This window comes from Actinopolyspora lacussalsi subsp. righensis, from assembly GCF_900116555.1.
Taxonomy (GTDB): Bacteria; Actinomycetota; Actinomycetes; order Mycobacteriales; family Pseudonocardiaceae; genus Actinopolyspora; species Actinopolyspora lacussalsi.
Genome location: NZ_FPAT01000009.1, coordinates 140164 through 162980, shown reverse-complemented (window position 1 = coordinate 162980; position 22817 = coordinate 140164). Strand labels below are relative to the sequence as shown.

Annotated in this window: 23 protein-coding genes; 13 read left to right on the top strand and 10 right to left on the bottom strand. The window is 67.9% G+C overall.

Annotated elements, in window-relative coordinates; translation table 11 throughout:
- The first annotated feature begins 37 nt into the window (after positions 1–37).
- From BM394_RS16595 to BM394_RS16580, 4 genes are read left to right on the top strand one after another with little or no spacing between them, the layout of a single operon-like run.
- The gene (locus BM394_RS16595) at positions 38–715 is read left to right on the top strand and encodes a hypothetical protein (RefSeq protein WP_130468212.1); all 678 of its coding nucleotides are present in this window, start codon (positions 38–40) and stop codon (positions 713–715) included.
- Positions 712–1032 carry a transcriptional regulator gene (locus BM394_RS16590; RefSeq protein WP_092922745.1) on the top strand — a complete coding sequence of 107 codons (321 nt, stop codon included), beginning with the start codon at positions 712–714 and terminating at the stop codon, positions 1030–1032. Before BM394_RS16595 ends, BM394_RS16590 begins: the two co-directional genes overlap by 4 nt.
- The gene (locus BM394_RS16585; protein ID WP_092979538.1) at positions 1029–1934 is read left to right on the top strand and encodes an ABC transporter ATP-binding protein; all 906 of its coding nucleotides are present in this window, start codon (positions 1029–1031) and stop codon (positions 1932–1934) included. The genes BM394_RS16590 and BM394_RS16585 overlap by 4 nt, the downstream gene beginning before the upstream one ends.
- Positions 1931–2674 carry an ABC transporter permease gene (locus BM394_RS16580; protein ID WP_092979537.1) on the top strand — a complete coding sequence of 248 codons (744 nt, stop codon included), beginning with the start codon at positions 1931–1933 and terminating at the stop codon, positions 2672–2674. Before BM394_RS16585 ends, BM394_RS16580 begins: the two co-directional genes overlap by 4 nt.
- Positions 2675–2751: 77 nt before the next feature.
- Here the strand turns inward: BM394_RS16580 and BM394_RS16575 are convergent, their stop codons facing one another.
- Positions 2752–3333, bottom strand: coding sequence for an SMI1/KNR4 family protein (locus BM394_RS16575; RefSeq protein ID WP_092979536.1), 582 nt, complete (start codon positions 3331–3333; stop codon positions 2752–2754).
- Between the two features lie 452 nt (positions 3334–3785).
- Between BM394_RS16575 and BM394_RS16570 the strand changes: the two genes are divergently transcribed.
- Together BM394_RS16570 and BM394_RS16565 are read left to right on the top strand one after the other, a co-directional pair.
- Positions 3786–5045: a primosomal protein gene (locus BM394_RS16570; protein ID WP_092979535.1), complete on the top strand. Its 1260-nt coding sequence runs from the start codon at positions 3786–3788 to the stop codon at positions 5043–5045.
- Positions 5046–5611: 566 nt separating this feature from the next.
- Complete coding sequence (locus BM394_RS16565) at positions 5612–6802, top strand: coiled-coil domain-containing protein (protein ID WP_207227420.1); 1191 nt, start codon at positions 5612–5614, stop codon at positions 6800–6802.
- Positions 6803–6956: 154 nt separating this feature from the next.
- Here the strand turns inward: BM394_RS16565 and BM394_RS16560 are convergent, their stop codons facing one another.
- Both BM394_RS16560 and BM394_RS16555 read right to left on the bottom strand, forming a co-directional pair.
- Positions 6957–8252 carry a thymidine phosphorylase gene (locus BM394_RS16560; protein ID WP_092979534.1) on the bottom strand — a complete coding sequence of 432 codons (1296 nt, stop codon included), beginning with the start codon at positions 8250–8252 and terminating at the stop codon, positions 6957–6959.
- Between the two features lie 53 nt (positions 8253–8305).
- A complete protein-coding gene (locus tag BM394_RS16555; RefSeq protein WP_092979533.1) occupies positions 8306–8698 on the bottom strand; it encodes a cytidine deaminase in 393 nt (130 codons plus the stop codon).
- 450 nt (positions 8699–9148) lie between these two features.
- On the opposite strand from BM394_RS16555, the gene sdhC reads away from it, so the two are divergent.
- Genes sdhC through BM394_RS16535 form a run of 4 tightly spaced genes read left to right on the top strand, consistent with a single transcriptional unit; the run spans position 9149 to position 12635 of the window.
- Complete coding sequence (sdhC, locus tag BM394_RS16550) at positions 9149–9583, top strand: succinate dehydrogenase, cytochrome b556 subunit (RefSeq protein WP_092979532.1); 435 nt, start codon at positions 9149–9151, stop codon at positions 9581–9583.
- Positions 9584–9590: 7 nt separating this feature from the next.
- Positions 9591–10010, top strand: coding sequence for a succinate dehydrogenase hydrophobic membrane anchor subunit (locus BM394_RS16545; protein WP_092979531.1), 420 nt, complete (start codon positions 9591–9593; stop codon positions 10008–10010).
- Positions 10011–10047: 37 nt separating this feature from the next.
- The gene (sdhA, locus tag BM394_RS16540) at positions 10048–11838 is read left to right on the top strand and encodes a succinate dehydrogenase flavoprotein subunit (RefSeq protein WP_092979530.1); all 1791 of its coding nucleotides are present in this window, start codon (positions 10048–10050) and stop codon (positions 11836–11838) included.
- Positions 11838–12635 carry a succinate dehydrogenase iron-sulfur subunit gene (locus BM394_RS16535; RefSeq protein WP_092979529.1) on the top strand — a complete coding sequence of 266 codons (798 nt, stop codon included), beginning with the start codon at positions 11838–11840 and terminating at the stop codon, positions 12633–12635. Before sdhA ends, BM394_RS16535 begins: the two co-directional genes overlap by 1 nt.
- A gap of 449 nt (positions 12636–13084) precedes the next feature.
- On the opposite strand, the gene BM394_RS23950 is transcribed toward BM394_RS16535, so the two are convergent.
- Both BM394_RS23950 and BM394_RS16525 read right to left on the bottom strand, forming a co-directional pair.
- Entirely contained in the window at positions 13085–13168 is an 84-nt protein-coding gene (locus tag BM394_RS23950; protein WP_425427667.1) for a hypothetical protein, read from the bottom strand.
- 94 nt (positions 13169–13262) lie between these two features.
- Complete coding sequence (locus BM394_RS16525; protein ID WP_092979528.1) at positions 13263–14381, bottom strand: RNA-guided endonuclease InsQ/TnpB family protein; 1119 nt, start codon at positions 14379–14381, stop codon at positions 13263–13265.
- A gap of 45 nt (positions 14382–14426) precedes the next feature.
- Here BM394_RS16525 and tnpA point away from each other — a divergent pair, with 45 nt between their 5' ends.
- Complete coding sequence (gene tnpA, locus BM394_RS16520) at positions 14427–14831, top strand: IS200/IS605 family transposase (RefSeq protein ID WP_092979527.1); 405 nt, start codon at positions 14427–14429, stop codon at positions 14829–14831.
- Here tnpA and BM394_RS24005 read toward each other — a convergent pair.
- Positions 14791–14997 carry a hypothetical protein gene (locus BM394_RS24005; protein WP_139235246.1) on the bottom strand — a complete coding sequence of 69 codons (207 nt, stop codon included), beginning with the start codon at positions 14995–14997 and terminating at the stop codon, positions 14791–14793. The two genes, tnpA and BM394_RS24005, sit on opposite strands and share 41 nt — an antisense overlap.
- Positions 14998–15124: 127 nt before the next feature.
- On the opposite strand from BM394_RS24005, the gene BM394_RS16510 reads away from it, so the two are divergent.
- On the top strand, positions 15125–16393 hold the full coding sequence (locus tag BM394_RS16510; RefSeq protein ID WP_245780252.1) for a D-alanyl-D-alanine carboxypeptidase: 1269 nt from the start codon (positions 15125–15127) through the stop codon (positions 16391–16393).
- A gap of 34 nt (positions 16394–16427) precedes the next feature.
- Here BM394_RS16510 and yhjD read toward each other — a convergent pair whose 3' ends face one another.
- The 4 genes from yhjD to BM394_RS23405 all read right to left on the bottom strand — a co-directional run bounded on the left by yhjD (position 16428) and on the right by BM394_RS23405 (position 20526).
- Entirely contained in the window at positions 16428–17465 is a 1038-nt protein-coding gene (yhjD, locus tag BM394_RS16505; RefSeq protein ID WP_092979526.1) for an inner membrane protein YhjD, read from the bottom strand.
- A 60-nt stretch (positions 17466–17525) separates the two neighbouring features.
- Complete coding sequence (gene trpS / locus BM394_RS16500) at positions 17526–18551, bottom strand: tryptophan--tRNA ligase (protein WP_092979594.1); 1026 nt, start codon at positions 18549–18551, stop codon at positions 17526–17528.
- A 214-nt stretch (positions 18552–18765) separates the two neighbouring features.
- Positions 18766–19005, bottom strand: coding sequence for a hypothetical protein (locus BM394_RS16495; protein ID WP_245780251.1), 240 nt, complete (start codon positions 19003–19005; stop codon positions 18766–18768).
- Positions 19006–19800: 795 nt separating this feature from the next.
- Positions 19801–20526 carry a hypothetical protein gene (locus tag BM394_RS23405; RefSeq protein ID WP_092979524.1) on the bottom strand — a complete coding sequence of 242 codons (726 nt, stop codon included), beginning with the start codon at positions 20524–20526 and terminating at the stop codon, positions 19801–19803.
- A gap of 181 nt (positions 20527–20707) precedes the next feature.
- Between BM394_RS23405 and BM394_RS16480 the strand changes: the two genes are divergently transcribed.
- A complete protein-coding gene (locus tag BM394_RS16480) occupies positions 20708–22777 on the top strand; it encodes an ArnT family glycosyltransferase (protein ID WP_092979523.1) in 2070 nt (689 codons plus the stop codon).
- Positions 22778–22817 lie beyond the last annotated feature (40 nt).

The window sequence follows — 22817 nt, the reverse complement described above, 5'->3', positions numbered from 1 at the left end:
ACTTTGCGCCACAAAGTTCGGCTACAGGGGGCAGGAAATGAGCGAGGAACACACCTCCGACACCTCGACTCCGTCACCGGCGGAGATGCTGGCCATCACCGAGCGGCAGCAACAACGCGCAGAGCGAGCCCTCGACATCAACCCCGGCCTGCTGTTCGGCGTCTGGGGCGCGGCCTGGATGCTGGGATTCGGCGAGCTGTACCTGACCATCGGGGACGATCCGGCACTGCTCGTCCCCCTCTGGCAGGCACTGGGCATCTTCTTCGGCTGCCTGGGCGTGGCGGGCTTCATCACCGTCTGGCACCTCGCGAACAGCCTGCGTGGGCTGCGCGGCCCCACACAGAAGTCCGGGGCGATGCACGGCTGGTCCTGGACGCTGGGCTTCGTCGCGCTGGGTGCGCTGATCGCCGCGACCTCGCGGATGGGCATCTCCGAGGAGGTCTACGCCATGCTCTGGGCCAGCGGCTCCGGCCTGCTGGTGGGAGTGCTCTACCTCAGCGGCGGCGCGCTGACCGGGAGCTGGACGCAGTACGGCGTGGGGCTGTGGATCCTGGCGATCAACGCGGCCGGCGCCTTCACCGGCATCCCGAACCACTACCTGGTCATGTCGCTGGCCGGCGGCGGTGGTTTTCTGGTGGCAGGAACGGTGCTGACGCTGCGCGCTCGCGCGAAACCGTCCCCCAGTCACGAACGCCTGCCCGGAGAACCGGAATGAACCCTGCCGACGTCCGACTCGATCCGGTCATCCACGCCCAGGCCAGGCTGCGGGTGATGACCACTCTCGCGGCACTGCCCACCGAGGACCGGATCGCTTTCGGCCGGCTGCGGGAACTGCTGGACATGACGCCGGGAAACCTGATCACTCACCTGCGCAAGCTCGACGAGGCGGGCTACACCGACAGCACCAAGACGGGCCCCGGCCGCGGCACCACCTACGTGTACCTCACCGAAGCGGGACGCACGGCCTTCGACCAGTACATGCGGCAACTGCGGGCCCTGTTGGAACCGGTCACCGACGAGGGGGACTCTTGACCCGATACCAAGCACGTGCCATCGGCGTGTCACGCCGATTCGGTTCGCTGAACGCGCTGGACGACATCGACCTCGACATCTCTCCCGGAGAGCTCCTGGGACTGCTGGGGCCCAACGGAGCGGGCAAGACCACCCTGCTGAGCCTGCTCACCGGTCTGCGCTCTCCCGGTGCGGGCCGCGTCGAGCTGTTCGGTGGTGATCCCCGCCAGCCACGCAACCGCGAACGGCTGGGAACCACCCCGCAGGAAACCGGCCTGCCGGACACGCTGCGCGTGGGCGAGATCGTGGAATTCGTCGCCAAGCACTACCCGGAACCGCTGCCGGTCGGTGAACTGCTGGAGCAGTTCGGACTCAGCGAACTCGCACGCAGGCAGGCCGGTTCGCTGTCCGGCGGGCAGCAACGACGGTTGAGCGTGGCGCTGGCCTTCGTGGGCGATCCCGCCCTGGTGGTGCTCGACGAGCCGACCACCGGGTTGGACGTGGCCGCGCGCGACTCGCTGTGGGAGGCGCTGCGCCATCACCATCAGCGCGGAACGACACTGCTGTTGACCAGCCACTACCTCGCCGAGATAGAGGCCCTGGCCGAGCGGATCGTGGTGATGGACCGCGGCAGGGTGCTGGCCGACGGGCCGCAGCGGGAGATCAAGTCGCGGGTGCACACCCGGACCGTGACCGTGCGGGGAACGAACCTACCGGAGCTGCCGGGGGTGGTGCGCTCCGAACTCGACGACGGGGCGCATCGACTGTTCACCCGCGACTCCGACCAACTGGTCCGCGACCTGGTGCGCAGCGGAGCGGACTTCGAGGACCTGACCGTGACAGGGGCTTCGCTGGAGGAAGCGTTCACCGCGCTGACCGCCGAGGCGAACCCGATCGACGAGCACGCCGGGGGAAGAGCATGAGCGCAGTCCTGCTTTACACGCGGTACCAGTTCCGCGAAACGGTCCGGATCCCGATGGCCGCGCTGGGTACCCTCGCGTTTCCCACGCTGTTCATGTTGCTGTTCGTCGTCTCCAACCGCTCGGTCTCCGGCAACACCGTCGCGGCCACCGAAGCGGCGGGGCAGATGTCGATGTTCGCGGTGATCAGTGCTTTCGTGTTCAACCTCGGCGCCGGGGTCGCCGAGGACCGCGCCAAGGCATGGCACAGCTACCTGCGGACGCTGCCCACCGGCCCGATGGCGCAGCTCGGCGGCAGGCTGTGCAACGCGCTGTGCTTCGCACTGCTGTCGCTGATACCGGTGGGGCTCACGGCGGTGCTGTTCACGGCGGCCGAGGCTTCGGTGGTCGAGGTGGGCGCGACGGTGTTCGCACTGGTCCTCGCGGGCGTACCGTTCGCCTTCCTCGGGCTCGCGGTTGGGTACTCCATGCCGCTCAAGGCGGCCATCCCCACTGTCCAGCTGATACTTTTCCCGCTGGCGTTCGCGGGTGGCCTGTTCCTGCCGCCGAGCGTGTTCCCGGACTGGCTGGACGGGATCTCGACCGTACTTCCGACCAGGGCCGCCCGCGAGCTCGTACTCGGCGCGCTGACCGGAGGCGGGCCGCCGCTGACCGCGTTGGCCGTCGCCGTGGGCTGGACGGCCGCGCTCGGAGCGCTGGCGGTGTTCACCTTCCGGCGCGACGAGGGAAGGCGGTTCCGCTGAGCCGGATCCGCTACCGCCCACCCGGGTGCGTGAATTTCGCGAGAAATCGCCGCGCCCCGGGTGGGCGTTCGGCGGGTTCAGCGGATCTGCCAGTCCAGTCTGCCGTCCTCGGTCACCGTCGGCCTGCTGTAACCGGCGGAACCGCCCTCGGTCAACGCGCGGTGCACATCGGCCAGCATCGAGGCCAGATCGGCCCACAGCGGTGGGCCGACACGGCTCATCTCCTGCTCCCACTCCAGTACACAGCCACGCAACGGGCCGGGACGCAGGTCCACCACCAGTTCGTCGGCGAACCCGTCACCCGCGATCGGGATCCAGGCCGGATGGAAGCTGCTTCCCGCCGAACCGGCGTAGTAGTCGCAGGCGGGCCGGTGCCACTTGGCCGCCCAGGTCTCACGGAACTCGCACCAGACCCGCCACGCCCCCGACGCGCCGTAAGGCGTGTAGAACGGCGGCAGCACATCGGTCAACGATCCGGATTCGGTTCCACCGCAGCAGGTCCACCACTCCTTGAGCTGCTGGGGAAGCGTGAGCTCGAACTCCGATTCGAACGCGGCCATGTCCGGGGGCGGTAGTGCCTGCTTGAGTTCGGAGGCGGTCGTCGGCGCGTACTCGGCGAGCCAAAGTGTGATTTTGGTCCACAGCAACGTGACATCCATTCACCTCATGCTCGGCGCGGAAACCGCTGAACGGTACCGCCGACCTTGAGGTGAGGGCGGTCCGTTCGGCGTGTTCGATCACGGTTGAACCGACCGCCCGATGCGGGAAGGAGTGTTGGGCCGAGCGGTTCCGCGGTTCCACCGCGCGGAGGAGAGCGGGAGGTAACTACCCGAGACCTCCGCACCAGGAGCGAGAGCCGGCTGGAGGTTCCGCCGAGCGAGCACCCCGACAACCCGACCGGAAAACCTCGATGAGGTAGCTTGGGGTTCCTTGCTTCGATGCGTCCCGGTTCGGACGCTCGGTGCGCCGAGCGTTCGGGCACCACCAGGGCGAGCCATTGAGCAGGGAATCCGGTGCGAGTCGGCTACACACGGTACGACACCGTATCGGCAATCGAATCCCCGTCCAGTAGGCTTCGGCAGCGTCCGCTTCGGCGACCGGAGGTAGCAAGATGGCGCAGGACATCGTCCCGATCGAGCTCGGGCTGCCGCAGGGCGATCTGGTCACCCTCTGGGCTCCCCGATGGCGCGAGGAAGGCGAGGAGTGGGAGGCCTTCCTCGGCCACGAAGAGAATCTGTACGCGTTCGCCGACCCGGCACACCTGGCCGCCTTCGTGCGATCCGGCGCGGCCAACGACCTGGATGATCACCCGGCCTGGCACGTGGTACCCGCCCTCTCCGCTGTCGACCTCAGCCCGGACGAGGACCATCAGTACGACCTGGTCGGTGTTCCGGAACTCATCGCCGAGCCCCCGGACACCTGGACCATCAACGAGCTCTCCGAGATCGTGGAGATGGCGCGTTCGCTGGCCGAGGTCTGCGAACTCGACACGGTCACCGAGGTGCTGCAGGACGCCGAGGGCTTCGATCTGCTCGGTGAGGGCACCTTGCCGTTCAGCGGCAAGGAGGGCCAACGGCGCTGGAACCGGATCTGCCGCGTGGTGGCCGACCGGTGGGACGAGCTGCTGGACGCGATCGACGGTGTGGTGGCGAGTCCCGAAGTGGATGCCACCGCCGTTTCCGAGGCCGAGAACGAACTGGCCGAGGAACTACCGGGTGAGGACGAGGACGCCGAATCGGACTCGGCCGCGGCATCAGAGCACGAGGAGCCCGGGGAGACCGAGGACAGCGGGGACACCGAGGACGACGAGCGGGAACAGGGCTTCTGGCGCGAGATCGGCATCGATCCGATCAAGATCGTCACCGGTGGCCGCGAGTACTACTCACTACGCTGCTTCCTGGGTGAGGACCCGGTCTTTCTCGGCTCGGACGGCAGCATCGACGTCTGCACCTCACCGAGGGCGCTGGCGCGCTACCTCGCCGAGGACAAAGTGGACAACACCGATCTGGCGCGGGTCGCGACGTGGCAGACGGTCAAGAACGCGGCCACCGCGGGCGAGCTGGAGATCGACGTCGAGCCGGACAACACCTACGTGTTGAGCGGACTGGACGACGACCTGGCCGAGGGACCGTCCGAGATAGACCCGAACCAGCTCGACCTGGCCGAGGAGCTGCTGACCGACGCTGCTTCCTGGGCCGGGGACGAGAGCGTGGAGAACGCGCTGGGTTCCTCGGAACGCCTGGGCTGGATGCTGTCCTACGTGCTGCGCCCCGACCCGAACCGGCTGCCCCCCACCCCGCCGTTCGACCAGGAGGTGGCCGCGTGGCGCGAATTGGTGGAGAGCTTCGAGGCGAGACTGCGGGTGCACTGAGCGGCGTCCTCCGATCCGTTCGCCCGTGGCGCGGTTGTCGAGCTCTCCCAACGGTTCTCGCTCCGAGAACCCGGTGATGAGTGGACACCCGCGCCACCGCGTTCCTCGCTCGTTGGAGTGCACCGTGGACGAACCCGCGGCGGCACGAGAACCGATGTGCTCGTCCCGTCGCCGGAAGGTGGCGGGACCACGCCTCGCTCGGCGAGCGACTCCAACCACACGAATGACTCCGCGCCATGCTTTCGGGGCGGCGACCCGGTTCCCCATCAGCTCGTCGGCATCGCCTGTCCGCTCCACTGTTGAGCCCGCGGCCACTTTCGTGCAAGAATTGATCACGCTGCGCGATCACAGCTCGTCGGAGATGTCGGGACAGGGGATCGTACAGCGCGAATCGGACTCACGATCGCCCTGGCGGAAAGCCGCGAAACTGGCGCAATTACTCCGTTCGAGGGAACAATCGCCACCGTATTCGTGGAAAATGCCGGGGGGCGTATGCCCAACTGACCCCCTACTCGCTACGCTCCAATAGTCCTCTCCCTCCCCCTCGACGAAGGACGACCTTTGCCGTGAACGAGAACAGCCAAGACACGGTGTCGTTCGACCGTATGCGGAACATGCTGACGCGGGCAGCGGAGATCCGCGAAAGCGAACAGCAGCAGATCTTCGACGCTCTCGACGAGATCAACGCCCGGATGTCGCCGCTGGAGTCCCTCGGCTCCGTACGCAAACGGCTGTCCGAGCTGCCGGATCGCACCGAAGTCAGCGTGCTCGCCGAACGACTCGACGAGGCACTGTCCAAACTGGAAGCCCAGGAGAACGCGATCTCCGGCCTGAACAGCCAGGTCGAAGGTCTCGCCGACAAGCTGGCCAAGCCGTTCGCGCAACTGGACGGCAGGTTGGACGGCATGGCGGGACGTTTCGACGGCGTCACGGGCCGCATGGACGGTCTGGAGGACAAGCTCTCCCACGTCCACAATCGACTCGAAGAGCTGGGGCAGCACCTGGACCAGCAGGATACCCGCCTGCAGGAGGTTCCCGGCTCGGTCCAGGAACCGCTCAGGGAGCGTCTCGACCAGATGGAGACCAGCCTGCGCGGTCGGTTCGCCGAGATCGACGAGGGTGTCCACGAACACCTCGACGGCACCAGGGAATCGTTGCAGCGCTCGGTGAGCGACGCGGCCCAGGAAGTCCGCAACGGGATCGGCGAGACCCTGTCCGAGAACGCCGAGAAGGTCAACGGCAAGCTCGACGCGCTCGCGGAGCGTCCGGCGGTCGACCCGACCGAGCGCCTGCAACAGCTCGCCGACCGACTGGAATCGCTGGCGAGCCGACTGGACCAGGTGTCCGGCCGGATCGACTCGGTCGAGGAGAACGTCAACACTCGCCTCGACTCCGTCGAGAGCGGTGTCACCGAACGGATCGGCGACGTCGGCAGCACCCTCGGCGAGGACCTCTCGCAGTTGCGGGGCACCCTCTCCGAGCGTCCGGACTCGGAATCGCTGGACTCGCTGGTGCGCAACGCCAACGAGGAGAGCGAGCGCAAGCACGCCGGCCAGCTGGACGAGGCCATGGCCACCTTCGCCGAACTGATCCTCGGCGGCGGTGCTCCCTCGAACAACAACGCGGTCTCGCCACCGACGACACTGCCCCGACAGCAACAGCAGCGTCGCAGTCGCTCCAAGAGCGCCAAGCGCGACTCGGACAAGGCGAGCGGTTCGGACGAGCCGGACGACGACTACACGGCCGACAGCGCCTGATCGCACGTGAGTACCGGCTTCCACCGGAGCACGCACCGGGTAGGCCCGTGGCATGCCCTAGGGGCGCCGCTCCGGCGATGTCGGCACAGTGAACGGGGATCGACGGGGACCACACGGTGTGGCGCCCAGCGGGGCGGAAGCGGCCCCGCGGGTGTCACACCGCCACGTCGGAACCGGTCACCCGCTCCAGCACCACCGGCTCGGTCCGGACCTCACCGCGGGTGATCTCGTAGGCATCGTGCAGTCGACGTGACGCGTCCTCGACCGTGCCCGGATCGTCGGTGTGCAGTTCGAACAATGGCTCGCCCCCGGACACCCGGTCCCCGGGTTTGGCCAGGCAACGTACGCCCGCGGCGTGCCGCACCTCGTCCTCCTTGCGTGCCCGTCCCGCGCCCAACAGCCACGCGGCGGCACCGACCGCACGGGCGTCCAGCGTGGCGAGGTTTCCGCTCCGCGGCGCGCGCAACGTGTGCACGTGCGCGGCGACGGGAAGGTCCGCGTCGGGATCACCGCCCTGCGCGGTGACGAGAGCACGCCACTTCTCGTACGCCGCCCCGGATGCCAGCACCCCGGCCGGATCCACATCGGACAACCCGCTGCTCGCCAGCATCTCGCGGGCCAGCGCGAGCGTGAGTTCGGTGACGTCGGAAGGGCCCTCTCCCCGCAGCACGCTCACCGCCTCGGTGACCTCCAGAGCGTTTCCCACCGCCACGCCCAACGGCGCCGACATCGAGGTCAACAGCGCACTTGTTCGCACCCCGTTGTCGTTGCCGGTGGCGACCAGCGTCCTGGCGAGACGTCTCACCCGCTCCGGTTCGGTCAGCAGGGCCCCCGAACCGCACTTGACGTCCAGCACCAGCGAGGCGGTGCCCTCCGCGAGTTTCTTGCTCAGGATGGAACCGGCGATCAGCGGCACCGACTCGATTGTGCCGGTCACGTCCCGGAGGGCGTACATCCTGCTGTCGGCGGGGGCGATCCGTTCCGTGGCGGCGCAGATCACCGCTCCCACCTCGTCGAGGTTGCGGTACAGCTCGGCGGTGCTGAGCCGAGCGCGCCAGCCGGGGATCGACTCCAGCTTGTCGAGCGTCCCTCCGGTGTGCCCGAGGCCGCGGCCGGACAGCTGCGGCACGGCGGCCCCGCAGGCCGCCACCAGTGGCGTCAGCGCGAGGGTGATCTTGTCCCCCACGCCGCCGGTGGAGTGCTTGTCCACCGTGGGACGGTCCAGAGCGCCGAGATCCAGCATCTCACCGGAGGCGGCCATCGCCGCCGTCCAGCGGACGGTCTCGGCGTCGTCCATCCCCCGCAGCAGGATCGCCATCGCCAGCGCCGACATCTGTTCCTCGGCGACCTCACCCCGGGTGTAGGCGTCGATCACCCAGTCGATCTGCGCCGCCGAGAGCCTGCCCCCGTCCCGTTTGGCGCCGATGATCTCCACGACACTGTGCGGCATGACACGCTCCGGTTCGGGCGTTGGTGCGATGGGTGAAGAGGTTACCGGCCGATTCAGGGCGGCGGCGCGAAGGGATGCGGCAGCAGCTGCCGTATCGGCAGGATGCCCTCCTGGGTGTCGACCAGGCACTCCGGCCCGCCCATCTCGTTGAGCAGTTGCCTGCACCGACCGCAGGGCATGAGCGGGTTGCCCTGCCCGTCCCGAACCGAAACGGCGACCAGACCGCCACCCCCGCTCATCCGGAGCTCGCCCACCAACGTGCACTCGGCGCACAACGTCACACCGTAGGAGGCGTTCTCGACGTTGCACCCCACCACCACGCGCCCGTCGGTACAGTTAGCCGCCGCCCCCACTGCGAGCCCGGAGTAGGGGCAGTAGGCGTGCTCGGCGGCGAAGGTGGCGGCTGCCCGCAGGGCGGGCCAGTCGACGGAGTTGGGTTCGACCAAGTTCCCCGATCACCACCCGTACTCACTCGTTCGGGCACTACTCAACGTAATCACCCTTCGTTCGTGTCCCAATCGCACCGCCCACTGCCCAAAAAGTGAAATATGTCAATGACGAACAATGGCGGACCTGCGCACACCGCTCGACACGTGCGTTAATACGATAAGGGTGACGCTAATCTCGGACCAGCCGGTTGACGCCCGCGCCACGACGAGGTGCCTGCCCGGGGCAGAACGGATCTACATCGATCAACCCACCCCCGGTAGTTGTCTGCTCGATCACAGCGGGCACATGCGAGTAGGACAGCCGGCGGGCGCGGGTCTAGCATCCGATGGGTCAAGGGTCCGTTCGGGTAATCGGCGCGGGCGCAGGGTGCTGCGGTTACGGGCCGTTCTCCGCGCAGCATCCGGAACGGGCCCAGAGTCCACCAGCGACGTTGGAGGCCTTCCGTCATGGCCAGCACAACCGCCACCGCGGCGGAGGGACGCCCTCGCGGGGAAGCACCTCGTGCCAAGGGCACCCTCTATCGCGGCGACCTGGGCATGTGGTCGTGGGTCGCCCACCGCATCACGGGCGTGCTCACCTTCTTCTTCCTGTTCGTACACGTCCTGGACACCGCGTTGGTGCGGGTCTCACCCAACGCGTACGACACGGTGATCGAGACTTACAAACATCCACTGATGATCGTGTTCGAGCTCGGGCTGCTCGCGGCGGTGCTGTTCCACGCGTTCAACGGAATCCGCGTGATGCTCGTCGACTTCTGGTCCAGGGGACCGGGGCTGCAGCGACCGATGCTGTGGACAGTCCTGGTGCTGTGGCTGGTGTTGATCATCCCGGCCGGCATCAGCATGATCACCCGCGCCGCCACGGAACTGTTCGGGGGTTAGTACGACCATGACCACTACCGAAGCACCACTGTCAGTCGACAAGCCGCGTTCCCCCGGGCGTCCCGCGGCCAGGCGCAGCAACTTCGAGCTCTACAGCTGGGTCTTCATGCGGCTGTCCGGAGTCGTGCTGCTGTTCCTCGTCCTCGGGCACTTGCTGATCATGCTCTTCCTGGACGGCGGGGTGCACCGGATCAACTTCGCCTTCGTGGCGGGCCGCTGGGCATCACCGTTCTGGCAGCTCTGGGACCTGACGATGCTGTGGCTGGCGGGTCTGCACGGCGGCAACGGGCTGCGAACCGTCATCAACGACTATTCACGTTCCGACCGTACCCGCTTCTGGCTGAAGATGCTGCTGTACTGCTCGATCGTGCTGACCGTGGTACTGGGAACGTACGTGCTGTTCACCTTCGATCCGAACATCAGCTGACGCGCGGCCCAGCAGGCGACGAGCCAAGGAGACCACCATGCAATTCCACAAGTACGACGTGGTCGTCGTCGGCGCGGGCGGCGCGGGAATGCGCGCCGCCATCGAGTCCGGCCAGCGCGCCCGCACCGCCGTACTCACCAAGCTCTACCCGACCCGCTCGCACACCGGTGCGGCGCAGGGCGGGATGTGTGCAGCACTCGCCAACGTCGAGGAGGACAACTGGGAGTGGCACACCTTCGACACCATCAAGGGCGGTGACTACCTGGTCGACCAGGACGCGGCCGAGGTGATGGCCAAGGAGGCCATCGACGCGGTGCTCGACCTGGAGAAGATGGGGCTGCCGTTCAACCGCACCCCGGAGGGCCGCATCGACCAGCGGCGCTTCGGCGGGCACACCAGGGATCACGGCAAGGCACCCGTGCGGCGCTCCTGCTACGCGGCCGACCGCACCGGCCACATGATCCTGCAGACGCTCTACCAGACGTGCATCAAGCACGGCGTGGAGTTCTTCAACGAGTTCTACGTGCTCGACGTCAACATGACCACCGACGAGGACGGGCAGCAGCGCTGCACCGGGGCCGTGGCCTACGAACTCGCCACCGGCGAGATCCACGTCTTCCAGGCCAAGTCGGTGATCTTCGCGACCGGCGGTTTCGGCAAGATCTTCAAGACGACCTCGAACGCGCACACCCTCACCGGCGATGGCATGGGCATCGTCTACCGCAAGGGACTGCCGCTGGAGGACATGGAGTTCTACCAGTTCCACCCGACCGGTCTGGCCGGACTGGGCATCCTCATCTCGGAAGCGGTGCGCGGCGAGGGCGGAATCCTGCGCAACGTCGACGGCGAGCGCTTCATGGAGCGCTACGCCCCCACCATCAAGGACCTCGCACCGCGCGACATCGTGGCACGGTCCATGGCGATGGAGGTGCTGGAGGGCCGCGGCGCCGGACCGAACAAGGACCACGTGCTGCTGGACGTCACACACCTCGGTGAGGACGTGCTGGAGAGCAAGCTGCCGGACATCACGGAGTTCTCCCGCACCTACCTGGGCGTGGAGCCGTTGCACGAGCCGGTCCCGGTCTACCCGACCGCGCACTACGCGATGGGCGGTGTTCCCACCAACATCGACGCCGAGGTGCTCGGCGACAACGACAACGTGGTTCCCGGCCTGTACGCGGCGGGCGAGGTCGCCTGCGTCTCGGTGCACGGCTCCAACCGGCTCGGCACCAACTCGCTGCTGGACATCAACGTCTTCGGGCGTCGTGCCGGTATCGCGGCCGCGGAGTACGCCCAGCGGCACGAGTTCCTCGAACTGCCGGAGAATCCGGCTCAGCTGGTCGAGGGAATGGTCGATCACCTCCGCACCGCGGAGGGCGGCGAGCGGGTAGCCAACATCCGCACCGCGCTGCAGGAGACGATGGACGCCAACGCCTCGGTCTACCGCACCGAGGAGACCCTCAAGCAGGCGTTGTCGGACGTACAGCTGCTCAAGGAGCGTTACGGCCGCGTAGCCGTGCACGACAAGGGCAAGCGCTACAACCACGACCTGCTGGAAGCGGTCGAGCTGGGCTTCCTGCTCGACCTCGCCGAGGCACTCGTCAACTCCGCGTTGGCGCGCAAGGAATCACGTGGCGGACACGCACGCGAGGACTACACGACCCGCGACGACACCAACTTCATGCGGCACAGCATGCAGTACAAGCAGCTGCCCGATGAACAGGATCCGAACGCGCCGCTGGGCCTGACCGGTTTCCTCTCGGACATCCGCTTGGACTACAAGCCCGTCACCGTAACCCGGTACCAGCCGATGGAGCGTAAGTACTGATGACCGCCCCCACCACCGACGCGAACAGCGACACGACCGCCGTCGACCTGCCCTCGGACGCTCCCCCGATCCCGGAGGGCGCGACGATGGTCACGGTCAAGATCGAGCGCTACAACCCGGAGGTCGACGACGACCTGCACTGGGAGTCGTACCGCATTCCGGCGCTGCCCAGCGACCGCGTGCTCAACCTGCTGCACTACATCAAGTGGTACATCGACGGCACGCTGACCTTCCGGCGTTCCTGCGCGCACGGCGTGTGCGGTTCGGACGCCATGCGGATCAACGGTGTCAACCGGCTGGCGTGCAAGGTCCTGATGAAGGACATGTTCGCCAAGAAGGGCGAGACCACCATCACGGTGGAGCCGATCAAGGGCCTTCCGGTAGAGAAGGACCTGCTGGTCAACATGGAGCCCTTCTTCGAGGCGTACAAGGCGATCAAGCCCTACCTCGTCGCCACCGGGAACGACCCGACGCGGGAGCGGATCCAGTCGGTCGCCGAGCGGGAGCGGTTCGACGACACGACCAAGTGCATCCTCTGCGCGGCCTGCACCACCTCGTGCCCGGTCTACTGGTCGGAGGGCTCCTACTTCGGACCGGCGGCGATCGTCAACGCGCACCGGTTCATCTTCGACAGCAGGGACGAGGCCGCCGAGGAGCGGTTGGACATCCTCAACGACATCGACGGGGTGTGGCGCTGCCGCACCACGTTCAACTGCACCGACGCCTGCCCGCGTGGTATCCAGGTGACCAAGGCGATCCAGGAGGTCAAGCGGGCGCTGATGTTCCGCAGGCGCTGATTCCGAGGCGCTGACCGGACTCTCCGCGGTGCCGCGTTCCGGTGGGCGGTCGATCTCGTGCGGGATCGACGGCTCGCCGGAACTTTCCGCACGCGGTTGATGGTCCGTACGGTCTCCCCCGACCGGGAGACCCCGTACCTCGTTGTACGGGGTCGTGGAACGTGTGTGCCGCGGCGAGTGGGAACACGACGGCGCACACTCCCGGGCCCCTGGACAGCGGGCGATCACCGCCGCTGCCTCGGCGCACGGAAACACGGAGCCACCGGCCCGGTGGCGTTCGTGACCCCGCGCGATCACGATAGCCGGATTCGTGGCGGAAGTCTCCTCCGGCTCACGAAGCCGGACCTAAGTCACAAATCGCACCGCCGCCGAGCGGCCGAGCGCGCTCGCGCGCACCCCTCACCGGTCCCGTTCGCCCCCCCGGTTCCCGGGGGACCCGCCCCGAGGAGTCAACCTCTCCTGCTCGCGAAGTAGGCGCGCAAACCGAACACGCCGATCACGGTTCCCAGCACGAGCGAGACCACCGCGATCACCACGTGCACCCACAGGAACGCCGTCGGCGCTCCGTCCGACCACGACTGCTCTTGACGTGCTCCCCGCCCTGAGGGGCTGGGATTCCGGCGCGGCTCACGCCGCGTGCGGAGCGGTGGCCCCTCGCGGGGTTCCGCTGCTTCCTGCTTCGTCCCCGTCTGCCCCGGTGTGGGGTCTTACGTCGGGTCCACAGGCGTTTTGCCTCTCCGCACGCCCTGCGGCGAGGATGTTCTTGGCGGCGTTGTGGTCGCGGTCGTGGGTCGCGCCGCAGGGGCATGTCCAGGTGCGCACGTCGAGCGGCTTGGGGCCGTCGATGCGCCCGCAGTCGGAGCAGGTCTGCGACGTGGGTAGCCACCGGTCGATAACCACCAGCTGGCGGCCGTAGCGGTGAGCTTTCTCGTCCAGCAAGCGCCGGAACGTGCCCCACGACGCGTCGTGCACGGACTTCGCCAACCGGGTGCGGGCCAGGCCGGAGACCGCGAGGTCTTCCAGCACGATCGTTTGGTTCTCACGAACGATGCTGGTCGTGGCCTTGTGCAGCCAGTCGGACCGAGTGTCGGTGACCTTCACGTGCTGACGCGCCAATTTGCGGCGCGCCTTGTTGCGGTTGTTCGATCCCTTTTTCTTCCTGCTGAGTTCCCGCTGTGCCCGTTTGAGTTTGCGTTCGGCGCGGCGCAGGAAGCGCGGGTTGTCGAGCACTCGGCCGTGCTGGTCGACGGCGAACGCGGACAAGCCCAGATCCAGGCCGAGTTCTACGTCCTGGCCGTGCTGGTCGACGGCAGCCGGGAGAGTTTCGTCGCCGACCTCGACCACGAACGAGCAGTAGTAGCGCTCGTCGGCGGTCTTGACGACGGTGACCGAGCTGGGCGCGCTCGGCAGGTCCCGCGACCAGGCGACCTTCACGTCCCCGATCCGGGCCAGACGCAGTTTCCCGTTCGGTCGGACCGAGAACCCGCCGGTGTGCAGCCGGATGGCCTGCTGCAACACGATGTTCGAGCACTGGCCGAGCCAGCCACGCTCGTCGGTGCGCTTGGCATCGGTGATCAGCCGCTTCTGAAGCACGGTGCCGGTCGGGAACTTCTCCCCCGCCGCGTGGGCGTCCTGCCGGGCACGCACCGCGTCGTTGAACACCACACGGGCGTTGCCGAACGCCTGCGCCAGCGCCCGACGCTGCCCCGGTGTGGGGTAGAGCCGGTAGCGGTACCGCAGCTGCATAAGCTGATCACCTCCCTCCGCCAGAGCACTGCACCATGTTGATCTATGGCAACCACCGAGAACTACCGCGCTGGCAGACACCGTGTTTTCGGAACGCACGTCCACTTAATCTTCGTGACGAAGTACCGCAGAAACGTGCTCACCGGCCAACACCACGACTTCCTGCATGAGGTGTTCTCCAAGGTCTGCACCGACTTCGGCGCGAGCCTGTCCGAATGCAACGGGGAAGACGACCACGTACACCCGCTCGTGGAATACCCACCACAGATAGCGGTATCAAAACTGGTGAACAGCCTCCAAAGCGTGACCTCGCGGCGACTGAAGCAGCACTTCCCGACGCGGACCTACCGAGGACACGTGTGGTCGCCGTCCTACTTCGCCGCCTCCTGCGACGGAGCGCCGCTGTCGATCACCCGACAGTACGTGGAAAACCAACGACGCCCCGCCTAGCGTGCCCAACCACGAACACTCCAGAACGGCCCACTCCGACCCGAAGGCCGGAACTCGCGCCGATTCCCCGGTCACCGAGGATGTTGCGGAGAAAGGTCGGCCACAACAGCCAGGACCAGATCCCGAAGACCAGCAGGAACAACGCCATACCACGGGTAATTCGCACGTCCCCAGTATCTACTGTGCCCGCGACCACAACGTCCTCGGGCGCACCCCGACTAATCCAGCACAACCGAGCTTCTCGAACACTCGGCGGATTCGCACCACCGTGCGAGTGCCCTAGGGTGGTCCGCGTGTCCACAGCAGCCACTCGCCTACCGGTCCGACTCGCCACGGCAGTGCTGGCGGCGATCCTGTCGATGGGACTGTTCGTGCCCACGGGCACGGCGACGACGAACCGGACGCGATCGAGCTGTCCGAACGCCACGCTGCCTCCCTCACCTGTGGACAGCTCGGAGGTCCCCGCGCCGGGAGAACCCACACCGAAGCCGCTTCCGGTCCCGGAGGCACCGATCGGCGGGCCCGGAATGGGGCACTGCGGCGTCGTGATCCCGCCGGAAGCCCCCGCACCGCCGAAGCGGGTGAGCTCGGCCACCTGGATCGTGGCGGAGCTGGACAGCGGGAAAGTGCTGGCTGCCAAGAACCCGCACGGCAGATACCGTCCCGCCTCGGTGATCAAGATCCTGACGGGGCTCGTCGCCGCACGCGAGCTGGAGCTCTCCGACACGATCACGGCCACCGAGTCCGACGCGGCGGTCGAGGGCAGCGCGGTGGGGCTGGAGCCGGGTGTCGACTACACGGTGCGCCAGGTGCTGACGGGACTGATCCTGCAGTCGGGCAACGACGCCGCGCACGCGCTGGCACGGAAGATCGGCGGCACCGAGGAAACCGTGCGGCGCATGAACGAACTCGCGGAACGGCTGCGCGCCCGGGACACCAGAGCCGCCACCACCTCCGGGCTCGACGGTCCGGGTATGAGCACTTCGGCCTACGACATGGCACTGATCCTGCGCGCCGCGCTGAACGATCCGGAATTCGCGCGCCCGGCGGGCACCAGACGCACCCGGCTCCCCGCGCCGTCCGGCCAACCGCCGGTGCGCATCGCCAGCGACAGCGACGTGATGCGCGACTACCCCGGGGCGGTTTTCGGCAAGACCGGTTTCACCAACGACGCCCGGCACACCAGGGTCGTCGCGGCGGAGCGGAACGGTCGCGAACTGGTCGCGGTGCTGCTGCGTGGCGAACACCGCCCGGTGGACCTGTCCGAGCAGGCTGCCGCGCTGCTCGACTACGGCTTTCGCCTGAACGGGGACCGAGTGGTCGGCAAACTCGTAGCACGACGGACACCCGAACCGAGCACCACCTCCACCGCCGACACCGCGGTCGAAGCGGCGCAGCGGACGTCGGAGCCGGAAAGCGACCGGTTTCCACGCACGGGGGTCGGTCTCCTGATACTGCTGGTGGTGGCGATGCTGCTGCTCGTGGCCGCACTGCGGCTCCAGCGCGCCCGCAGGAGGGCCGAGAGCGCTACCCGGCGGGACGATTCGGAAGACAGCGGCTGACGGCCGGTTGCCACGCCCGCAGCTTGCCACGCCCTCAGCGCCGCCCGCGCAGCAGCCAACCGAGCAGGGTGCCGAGCCCGAACACCCCCACGGCCGCGCCCGTGCCGCGTCGGGGCGGCACCACGGGGCGGATCACGGCCGGTGGTGGCGGCTCCGCGGCCGCCACGGGCTGGTTCTCCCTGGCGGAGGCGGTCCAGGCGGTGACGAACAGCAGGAACCGGGAAGTCAGGTAGGCGAACACCAGCAACCCGAGGATGGGGCCGAACGCGGCTGCCGCCGGTGAGCCGCTGAGGCTGTTCAGGTACACCACACCGACCTGTTTGAGCACCTCGAACCCGACAGCGGCGAACAGCGCCCCCCACACCGCGCTGCGCAGCGTCACGGGTTGTCTGGGGAGCCGGGCGAGCACCCACAGGAAGACGAGCCAGCTGGCCGCCAGCGACAGCAGCACGGCCAGCAACCACAGCACGAGGCCCACCCAGGCGTTGTTCTCGATGCCCGCCAGCCGGAACAGCATCCTACCCACCCCGCCGCCCAGCGCGCTGATCCCGAACGATACCGCCATAGCCACCCCGAGCCCGATCAGTGAGAGCAGATCGGCGAGGGTCCGCTTGAGGAAGGACAGGGCCGTCGGACCCTGTCCCCACTGGGCGGTGAGCGCCTCACGCAGGTTGGTCATCCATCCCAGACCCGAGTACAGCGCGGCCAGCAGGCCGATGATCCCGACCGCGCCCGCCTGCTTGATCGCCTCGTCGACGATGTCGTTGATCAACTGGCTCAGCTGTGGGCTGGGCACGGCTTCGGAGATGGCAGACTGGAGGCGTCGCAGCAGGTCGGGATCGCTGGTCAGCACGAAACCGGCCACCGCGAACACGATCATCAGCAGCGGCACGAGCGCCAGCACGCTGAAGTAGGTGATCGCGGCCGCGTAGTAGTCACCGTAGTGGCTCTGATACCGCTGCGCGGCCCGGACCAGCCGATCCAACCGGGGGTAACGCGCCCGCAGCAGCTCGAACCTGCCGGGGCTCGGCTGCTCCCGGGCGGTGCGTGCCGGTTGACTACGGTCGACCACCTGCTCCTACCTCCGCGGTGTCGCTCGTCGGTGGCAGCAGGTTACCCCGAAAGGATCAGTTCAGCCCGCCGGAGGTAGGAAACCCACGCGATCGTAGGCGTCCCGCAGGGTCCGCGAGGCCACCGCCCGAGCACGCTCGGCACCGCGCCGCAGGACCTTGTCGAGCTCGGCCGGATCATCCAGGTACTCGGCCACCCGCCGCTGGAAGGGGGTGAGGAAGTCGACGAGCACCGCGCCGAGGTCCTTCTTCAGGTCGCCGTAGCCGCTGCCCTCGTAGGCCGTCTCCAGCTCGGCGACGGACCTGCCGGTCATCCCCGAGTAGATCACCAGCAGGTTGCTCACCCCGGGTTTGTTCTCCGGGTCGTAACGGATGTCGCGTTCGTTGTCGGTCACCGCCGAACGCACCTTCTTGGCGGTGCGCTTGGGGTCCTCCATGAACTCCACGACGCCGGAGGGGATCGACTTGCTCATCTTCGAGGTCGGGTCCTGCAGATCGAAGATGCGGGCCGTGTCCTCGGGGATGTGCGCGTCGGGGACGACGAAGGTGGAGCCGAACCGGGAGTTGAACCGCTGCGCGAGCGTGCGGCTGAGTTCCAGGTGCTGGCGCTGGTCCTCACCGACCGGCACCACGTCGGTGCCGTAGAGCAGGATGTCGGAGGCCATCAGCGCCGGGTAGGTGAACAGCCCGACGCTGACGTGCTCGTCGTCCTGCCGCGCGGACTTGTCCTTGAACTGCGTCATTCGGGAGGCCTCGCCGAAGCCGGTGAGGCACTCCAGCACCCAGCCCAGCTGGGTGTGCTCCGCGACGTGGCTCTGCACGAACAGCGTGCTGCGTTCGGGATCGATCCCCAGCGCCAGCAGCTGGGCGGCCGCGTTGCGGGTGTTGGCGCGCAGTTCCTCGGGGTCCTTGGCGATGGTGATCGAGTGCAGATCCACCACGCAGTAGAAGGCGTCGTGGGTTTCCTGCAACGCTATCCAGTTGCGCAGCGCTCCGAGGTAGTTACCGAGCTGGAAGGAACCGGCCGTGGGCTGGATGCCGGAGAACACGCGGGGACGCGCGGTGGTCCCGCCGGATTCGGTGGTCACGGAGCCGGACTCGGTGGTAACGGAACTCTCGGTGTGCACGTGGTCGATTCTGGCAGAACCGCGTCCACGGCGGTCGGGCGAGGGTGGCGATCCGCGCTCTCGTGCGGACTCCCCGACGTCGCGCAGGTCGCCAACCGATGTCGCGGTCACGGAGCCGAAGCCGGCGGGAGGCCCCGCCGAACGAGCGACCCGCCAACCCGACCGGAAACTCCGATCAGCTCCGGCGCTGGTTCTCGGGCTGAACCGGGATCTTCTTGCGCCGCAACGTGCCCGCGATCATCCCGATCACGCCGATCACGACGGCGCCGAGGCCCACCGGAGTGCTCAACGCGTCGAGCGGGGTGGCCTGCGCCCGCACTGTTTCGGTGGCTGCCTGCGCCGGAGCACCGGTGATCAACAGCGTCATCGCGAGCATCGACGACCACGCGCCTGCGCGCACCACAAGTCTACGCACGAGCCGTGCCTTTCTGGTCGGACTTCGATCGTTGCATCCCACGGAGAACGCCGCGCGTTCCGTGCCGCCACCCGGACGCCCCACCGGTTCGGATCCGGTGCCGAGAACGTCCCACGATCGTGCGGTGACAGCGGAGAGCGTATTGGTCGACACGGGAACGGCGACAACGGGGCCGCACACCACAGCCGGCCATCGGACCGGACACCGGCCCGCCCCGATTCCCGGCCACACCCCGTGAGACGCGTGGCGGAATCCAGGGTTGCGAACGAACCCGAAAAAACGGGAACCGATACGTTGCGGACGCGGATGAACGCGTTCGGTGTTCAGAGTGAGGCCATCAATCGCGCCCGGGACAACCGACAGTCACCGAGCTGACCCATCGGCGAGAGTTTCTCGGAATTCGACGACTATGCTTCACAACTTCGCGAAACTCACTCCACGCCAGGTCCAACCACAATCGGTGACGGCTTTTCGGAGCGGATTCTTCATTTCCGAGGTCGAAAAGGTCGCCTGACGTTCCCAGCGTCGCTTTCCGTCCTCACCTTTCCGCAGCGCACACACGGCTTTGACGCTCTTGGCCTGTCCTCGTTCGAACTCGGCCCCGTGCACGACCTGTGGAACACCGCGGACCCAGTCGAACAACCCCATACTCACCTCCCGCCGACGACAGTTGGTTGCTCACCCTATCGAGCGAGTGCACCGCTCCGCCGGAAGATCGGTGAAAATCCGCCCACCCCGAAGAACGGGATGGGCGGAAATCACGCTTCGTGCGAAGTGCCCCGACAAGGTCAGTGTTCAATCATCCCCGGAGCCGTCGGAACCGCTTCCCGAACCACCACCGGGCGCGTTTCCGAAACCGCCGGAATCACCACCCTGGCCGCTGTTCCCGCCCCGACCGGGAAAACCGCCGTTTCCGGTGCTGTTCCCCGAACCGTTCCCGGACTGCTGACCACTGATCGTGATGGCCGTCGCGTCGTCCCCCGACAACGTCGCGACGACCGTGACGGACCGCCCCTGTTCCAGCTCGTCGAGCGAGGTCTGACCGCTGTCGACGACGGTCTCGGAGTTCACGGTGTAGTCACGCAGGTAGTCGTCACCGCTTCGCACCGTGATCTCCGTGTCGCCGACGGCGGTGAGCGTGCCACGCTGCAGCCGCTTCGTGCGGTAGCTCCCCTGCTCGGTCCGCACGGTGAACTCACCGTGCATCGCGTCCGACAGGACGGCCCCGGACCCCGCGGTGTCCCCGTTCCCCGCACTGCCCGGTTGGCCCATTCCCCCGAAGCCACCACCGCTGCTCCCGCTGAAGGCGGCACCACCTCCGGGACCACCCAGCTGCCCCGAAGCGGAGCCGGAAGTGATCGCGGTGACCGACAGACTGCCCGCGACCCCGACCGCGAGCGCGATCGCGACCACGGCGAGCGTACGGCGTGGCCCCCACCGCGCGGGGCCTTCCGCACGACGGGACGGTTCCGGCTCGGCGGTTTCGCGCCACTCCTCGTCCGCCGCGGCGCTGTCTGTCATGCTCTGCTCCCAACTCACGACTGGTCACGGAACCGTGGGTCTCACCCTGCCGTGCGCGACTGGGCACCCGCCGGGAGCGAGGTAAGAATTCGCCGGGAACCGGATCCGGGAGGGCGATACTCGGCGAACACCAAGGAAACACTCGGACTCTCGTAAGGTCGCGCTGCCAGGCTCGATCACGATGGACACACTCCTGGCAGGGCGGCTGTCGAGCCCGTCCCCGACCGAACCGACCCGGCGTTCACGCCCGTGGCGAGCACTGCGCGGCCGTTCGTCCGACCCGGTATGGGTTCGCCCGGCACTGCTGCTCCTGCTCGCGGCGGCGGCACTGCTCTACGCGTGGGGACTGGGCTCCTCGGACTGGGCCAACGGGTTCTACTCGGCCGCGGTGCAGGCGGGCACCCAGAGCTGGCAGGCATGGCTGTTCGGCTCCAGCGACGCGGCCAACGCGATCACCGTGGACAAACCGCCCGCCGCGTTGTGGCCGATGGTGCTCTCCGCACGGACATTCGGGCTGAGTTCGTGGAGCATCCTGCTGCCACAGGCGTTGGCCGGGGTGCTGACGGTGGGACTGCTCTACGCCACGGTGCGCCGTTGCGCGGGACCGACGGGGGGACTGCTGGCCGGTGCGGTGCAGCTGCTCACCCCGGTGGGGGTGTTGATGTTCCGCTTCAACAACCCCGACGCGCTGCTGGTGCTGTTGCTGGTCGCCGCGGCCTACTGCGTGGTGCGCGCCACCGAACGGGCGAGCCCGCGCTGGCTCTCCCTCGCCGGAGTCGCCATCGGGTTCGGCTTCCTGACCAAGATGCTGCAGGCGTTCGTGGTACTGCCCGTGTTCGCGGCCGTGTACCTGCTGGCGGCACCGACCGCGTGGTGGAAGCGGCTCTCGCACCTGGCGACCGCCGGACTGAGCGTGCTGGTCTCGGCGGGTTGGTACATCGCGCTCGTCGAATTCTGGCCGAGTTCGAACCGCCCCTACATCGGAGGGTCGCAGCACGACAGCCTGTGGGAACTGACCGTCGGTTACAACGGAATCGGGCGACTGACCGGCGAGGAGACCGGCGGGCTGGGCAACACCAATTCCGACATGGGCTGGAACCGGCTGCTGGGAGCCGAGATGGGCGATCAGATCGGCTGGCTGCTTCCCGCGGCGCTGATCCTGCTGGCAGCCGGGCTCTGGATGACCCGACGAACACCGCGCACCGAGCCGACCAGGGTGAATCTGCTGGTGTGGGGTGGCTGGCTGGTACTGACCGGGGCGATCTTCAGCTATGCCAACGGCATCATCCACTCGTACTATGCGGTAGCGCTGTCGCCCGCGGTCGCGGCACTCGTCGGAATCGGCGGCACCATGCTGTGGCACAACCGCGAGGACCCGAGAACGCGGATCACGCTGGCGGGAACCGTGCTGATCACGGTGACGGTCGGTGCGCTGCTGCTGCGGGAGAGCACCGAGCGGCACCAGTGGCTCGTCCCCGCCGTGGTCTTCCTCGGAACGGCGGCCGCCTGCCTGCTGCTGGTGGTGAGTCGAACCTCCCGCGCGGTGGCGCTGTCGGCCGTGGCCGCCGCGCTCGTGGCGTGCCTGACGCTGCCCACCGCCTACTCGGTGGCCACCGCGGCCACCCCGCACACCGGAGTACTGCCGGCGGCCGGTTTCGGTGGTTCCGGCGGCTTCGGAGGCGGCGGGGGCGCTCCCGGTCGCGGGGGTGGCACACCGTTCGGCAACGGCGGCAGCAACACCGCTCCCGGCAACAGCGGTTCCAACAACACGGGATCGGGCAACAACGGCTCCGGCAACAGCGGTGGAGCGGGCCGAGTGGGCGGCAACGGTGGCTTCGCCGGGGGCGGCGGCCCCGGCGGTGGCGGTGGCGGCGCGTTCGGCATCAGCACGCCGGGTGATCAGCTGCGCGAACTGCTGCTGGAGGACGCGGAGTCCTACAGCTGGGTGGCCGCGACCACCGGCTCCAGCAATGCCGCCGGGTATCAGCTCGCCACCCGCCAACCGGTGATGGCGATCGGCGGCTTCAACGGAACGGATCCCTACCCCACTCTCGCGCGGTTCCGGGAACTGGTCGAGGCGGGTCGGATCCACTACTACATCGACGCCTCGATCCTCGGCGGCATGGGCGGTATGACCACGGGGTCCGACAGCGGCTCCACCGGGACGGCGGACCGGATCAGCCAGTGGGTGGAGCGGAACTACGAGGCGCGGACCGTCAACGGAACCACCGTCTACGACCTGAGCGATTGAGCACGATCGGTCCGACGTGGACCCGTGGAACCGGTCCCGT